This is a genomic window from Frankia sp. CeRuru1 (assembly GCF_977966315.1).
Genome location: NZ_CDWWEW010000521.1, coordinates 1 through 2,155 on the forward strand (window position 1 = coordinate 1; position 2,155 = coordinate 2,155).

At 70.9% G+C, this 2,155-nt stretch carries 2 protein-coding genes; one reads left to right on the top strand and one right to left on the bottom strand.

Features of this window, described 5'->3' with window-relative positions:
- Window positions 1–1,336 (bottom strand): IS1380 family transposase (locus AC08OP_RS23735; RefSeq protein WP_476616200.1); only part of this gene is annotated, 1,336 nt, incomplete at its 3' end.
- A gap of 621 nt (window positions 1,337–1,957) precedes the next feature.
- Between AC08OP_RS23735 and AC08OP_RS23740 the strand changes: the two genes are divergently transcribed.
- A partial coding sequence (locus AC08OP_RS23740; protein ID WP_476616201.1) for a hypothetical protein occupies window positions 1,958–2,155 on the top strand: 198 nt, incomplete at its 3' end.

A 2,155-nucleotide genomic window follows, 5' to 3' on the forward strand; every position in this document is an offset into this window, starting at 1 on the left:
GCGCTGCCCAGGGATGGTGCTCGGGCAGGTGGAGCATGGTCTGTCGTGCGTGGCGGGTGATCCGTCCGGCGATGGTGAACAGCCTGTGCCGGAGGCGTTTCGGTTCCCACCGCCGGGCAGGGTGACCGGCCAGGGCGAGCATCTGGGTCCAGGCGAGCAGGTCGAGCGCGAGGGAGACCACGGCGCACCAGACCCTGTTCTGGGCGAAGTCGTGCAGGGGCAGGTTCGTCAGGCCGGTGTCCTTCGCGGTGCGGATCCGGTCCTCGCAGCGGGCCCGGCGGCGGTGACGTAGTTCCAGGTCCGCGAGCTGGCCGCGGGGGGTGTTGGTCGCGAACGCGGTGCAGCGGTTCCCGCCGGGGTCGACGATCCGCAGTTGGGCGCCTGGATGCGGGCGTTCCTTACGCACGAGGACCCGCATGCCCACCGGCCAGCCGGACAGGTCCATCAACCCGGTCAGTTCGGCGACCCAGGCGCCGTCGCGGGGCTGACCGCCGGCGTCATAAGCCGGTGTCCACGCCCCCGTGGGAACCTTCGCGATCGCCTCGGTCGCGCCCTCGGGCAGGGTGAACCCGACCGAGTAGCCCAGCCGGCGGCGGTGCAGCCAGCCGAGGAACGCGTGCGTGCCACCGCCGCTGTCGGTCCGGATCAGTACCGACCGGCTCCGGCGCAACCGCCGAGGCAGCTGCACCAGGGCGGCGGTGGCCACGGTGATGTGGTCGGCGGCCGTGTTCGCCCCGGCGTTCCCCGGTCGCAGCAGGACCGCCAGCGGCTCGCCTGAACCGTCCGGGCCGTGGTCGGCGAACGCCCACAGCGGGTGGAACCCGAACCCCTTCTTCCAGGTCCGGTCGGCGTTCTCCTTCTCCGAATGCGCGGTCACCAGGGTGGCATCCAGATCGATGGCCAGCGGATCGTCGGCGCAGACCCCGGCGTGCGGGGCGTGCGCGCCGGCCAGCTCCCACACCCGGGCCCGAGCCACCGCCCGGGCGGCGTCGATCGCTTTCAGGGCCTTCTCGACGTCGACGGCGAGCCGGTCGATGGTGCGGGACACCGTCGGGTCCGACGCGACCCGACCGAACACCGCCGGTTCCGCGCGCAGCAGCGAGATGTCCGCGAGGCAGTCCCCACCCAACGCCGCCGACAGCGCCAGATCGCACAGCACCTTGCCCGGATCGTGCACCGCCCGACCCGGCCGCCATGGCGTCAACACCGCCGACAGCGCCTGCCCGAGCCCGCTGGCCCGGACCGCCTCGGTCAGCATCAGCCCGCCCGCGTGCGACACGATTCCACGCCCGGCGACGTCCACGCAGACAGACGGATACACAGCGGTAGTCTTCACCGCGAAGGTGCTCCTTGGTACGGGATGGGTCAGGTCCTCAGCAAACCCAATCCTCCCAGCTCAGGAGCACTTTCCTATTCCCGCCCCCCAACAGACGATCACCCCGGTGAAAGTCCGAGGCTAGTCTTCGGTCGCGGTGTTCGCTCGGAGGGCGCGGACGGCCTCGGGTGCGACGGCGGTGCAGATCGCCGAGTACGTCGGTGGCCGCCGTCAGCGGATCGTGGCGCATGTGGGGTCCGCCCATACCGAAGCGGAGCTCGGGATCATGCCGGCGCGGGCCGAAGAGATGTTTGCCGACAGCCGGCAGGGAGCGCTCGACCTCGGGATCGAGTCGGCCGTGCGCCCGGCCAGGCTGCTCGGGCCGCCGCGCGAGCTGGCGCTGTTCGACCCTGAGCCCGCCGGGCCGGCCGCGGTGGTCGGGCCAGCGAAAGGTGCTTGCGACCGCGTCGGTGCTGCTGTTTGGTGCCCTGGCCTCGGTGTTCACCGATCTCGGGTTCGACGCGCTGGGAGACCGGCTGCTCCGGGATCTGGTGATCGCCCGGGTCGTGGAACCGACGTCGCTGCTCGACGCCAGCAGGGTGCTCACCGGGCTGGGCGGCGTACGCGACGAGGAAACGCACCTTGACCCGCTGCGCCTCCGGCGGCTACCGCAACCAGGTCGCCGACCTGTGCTTCGCCTACGCTCTGGCCGCCGGCGACGTCTCCCTGTGCCTCTACGACATGACCACGCTGTACTTCGAGGCCGAGAAGGAAGACGACCCGCGCAAGGTCGGCTATGAACCATTCTGTGAATTCGGTGAAGATTACTACACCTGCCAA